This window comes from Burkholderia sp. E168m15 (assembly GCF_016586105.1).
Classification (GTDB): Bacteria; Pseudomonadota; Gammaproteobacteria; order Burkholderiales; family Burkholderiaceae; genus Burkholderia; species Burkholderia orbicola.
Map to the genome: position 1 here is coordinate 1 of NZ_BCPO01000055.1, position 2,527 is coordinate 2,527.

Consider the following 2,527-nt stretch of genomic DNA (forward strand, 5'->3'; position numbering starts at 1 on the left):
CGACCGGACAGCCGCGCGATGCGATCGTCTGCGGTGATTTCAACAGCGCATTCGACAGCGACGCGTACCGGCGCTTCCTGGAGCCGATTGCCGACGCGCCGAGTTTCGTCGACGCGTGGGTCGCGCGGCACCCCGGCCATACACCGCCGCCGACGGCCGGCGTCTACGATACGGTGCAATGGTCGGACGGGCCGCTCGCGTGCGATTTCGTGTTCGTGACCGACACGCTGTTGCCGCGCATCATCGGCTGCGAGATCGACGGCGACGTACGCGCATCCGATCACCAGCCGGTGCTGCTCGAACTGGGTTGATCGCACCGGCGACAGCGCGGGCCGCCCGCGCTACGCGTCGAAGCCGGCGAGGTATTCGACCCAGTGCGGCGCCGGTTCCTGCGCAAGCGCGTTCTTCACGAGCAGGATCTCGTCCGCATACTCGCTCGGCGTCAGGCCGCCGCGCATCAACTGGAACCGGCAATACAGCAGGTAGGTGTTGACGACGTCGGTTTCGCAATAATTGCGGATTTCGTCGATCCGCCCGTCCCGGAACGCCGGCCACACCTGGCTGCCGTCCATTCCGAGCTTGCCCGGAAAGCCGCACAGCTTCGCGAGCGCATCGAGCGGCGCGTTCGCCCGCGCCTGATACATCGCGAGCACATCCATCAGGTCGGTATGCCGCGAGTGATAGCGCGAAATGTAGTTGTTCCACTTGAATTCACGGTCGTCCTCGCCGAGATCCCAGTAGCGGGTGGCGGGAATGCCGTGCACGAGCGCGCGGTAATGGAGCACCGGCAGATCGAAACCGCCGCCGTTCCACGACACGAGTTGCGGCGTGTATTTCTCGATCACGCGGTAGAACGACTGGATCAGCGTCGCTTCGTTGTCCTGCGGCGTCCCGAGCGAGCGCACGCGAAAACCGTTGTTGTCGCGAAACACGCACGAGATCGCCGCGATCCGCTGCAGGTGGTGCGGCAGGAAATCACCGCCGGTCTTCTCGCGGCGTGCGGCGAACGCGTGTTCGGCCACCGCGGCATCGTCGAGCGTCGCGGGCAGGTCTTCCAGACGGCGAATGCCGTCGACATCGGGAATCGTCTCGATGTCAAAAACAAGAATCGGGGTCATCGGTTACAGAACGGCGTCCTTGCGCACGCCGTTGGAGGCGAAGAACCGCTTGAGGCGCACCAGCGCTTCCTGCTGGATCTGCCGCACGCGTTCGCGCGTGAGCCCCATCTCGTCGGCGAGCTCCTCGAGCGTCGCCGGTTCGATGTGGTTCAGACCGAAGCGGCGCTCGATCACGTGCCGGTGCTTGTCGGACAGACGCGACAGCCACGCGCGCGTCAGCGTTTCGAGCTCGCGGTGCTGCACCTCGGCGTCGGGCGACTGACTCTGGTCGTCGGGCAGCAGGTCGAGCAGGCTGCTCGCGGGATCGAGGTCGAGCGGCGCATCGAGTGACGCCGTGTGCTCGTTGAGCGCGAGGATATCGGTGACTTCCTCGGCGGTCTTGCCGGTGAGATAGGCGATGTCGTCGATGCTGGCTTCGCGGCGTTCGGCCGCTTCGCCCGTCGACATCGAGTTCTTTTCGAGGTGGCGCTTCGCGCGCAGCACCTGGTTCAGTTCGCGGATCACGTGCACGGGCAGGCGCACCGTGCGGGCCTGATTCATGATCGCCCGCTCGATGCTCTGCCGGATCCACCACGTCGCGTAGGTCGAGAAACGGAAACCGCGCGTCGGGTCGAATTTCTCGATCGCGTGCATCAGGCCGAGGTTGCCTTCCTCGATCAGGTCGAGCAGCGGCACGCCGCGGTTCAGGTAGCCCTTCGCGATACTGACGACGAGCCGCAGATTGCGCTCGATCATCACCTGCCGCGCCTCGAATTCGCCGGCCTTCGCGAGACGCGAATAACGCTGCTCTTCCTCGACGGTCAGCAGCGGCTTCACGCTGATGCGGTTCAGGTAATGCTGGATCGTGTCGGCCGTGAGCTCGGCCTGCAGCAGCGTGCGGAAATCGTCGACGTCGGGCGCGGCTTCCTGGCGGCCTTCGCGCTCGTCGTCGCCACCGTCCGCGTCGGCGTCGCGTGCCTCGAGATCACGTTCGTTTTCCGCGACATCCTCTTCGTCGTCCGTCGAAGCACCCACTCGCCCCACCGATGCTTGCGTGGCACGACTGATCTTCTCAGACTCGGCTTGCGGCTCGTGGCGCTTCGATTTCGGCATGGTCGTCTCGGTTATTGAGGCGGCAAATACTTCAGCGGATCGACAGGCTTACCCTGCCGGCGAACCTCGAAATGCAGCATCACGCGGTCGGCATCGCTGTTACCCATCTCGGCGATCTTCTGCCCCTTCGTTACCGCGTCCCCCTCTTTTACCATCAAAGCGCGATTGTGTGCATACGCCGTGAGGTAAGTTGCATCGTGTTTGATGATAATGAGGTTGCCGTAACCACGCAGACCGTTGCCGGAGTAAACGACGCGGCCGTCCGCCGCCGCCTTCACGGCCTCGCCGGCCGTCCCACCGATATTGACACCCTTGTT

4 protein-coding genes are annotated in these 2,527 nt (G+C 64.5%); 1 reads left to right on the forward strand and 3 read right to left on the reverse strand.

The features are described from left to right. Positions 1-311, forward strand: a 311-nt coding sequence (locus JMF86_RS08875; RefSeq protein ID WP_374039649.1) for an endonuclease/exonuclease/phosphatase family protein, incomplete at its 5' end; no start/stop codon positions are given. Between the two features lie 30 nt (positions 312-341). On the opposite strand, the gene JMF86_RS08880 is transcribed toward JMF86_RS08875, so the two are convergent. The 3 genes from JMF86_RS08880 to JMF86_RS08890 form a co-directional block, all read right to left on the reverse strand. Next, on the reverse strand, positions 342-1,118 hold the full coding sequence (locus JMF86_RS08880) for a 3'-5' exonuclease (protein WP_054927897.1): 777 nt from the start codon (positions 1,116-1,118) through the stop codon (positions 342-344). 3 nt (positions 1,119-1,121) lie between these two features. Beyond that, the gene (gene rpoS / locus JMF86_RS08885; protein WP_011694300.1) at positions 1,122-2,210 is read right to left on the reverse strand and encodes an RNA polymerase sigma factor RpoS; all 1,089 of its coding nucleotides are present in this window, start codon (positions 2,208-2,210) and stop codon (positions 1,122-1,124) included. Positions 2,211-2,221: 11 nt separating this feature from the next. Then, a partial coding sequence (locus JMF86_RS08890; RefSeq protein ID WP_201316958.1) for a peptidoglycan DD-metalloendopeptidase family protein occupies positions 2,222-2,527 on the reverse strand: 306 nt, incomplete at its 5' end.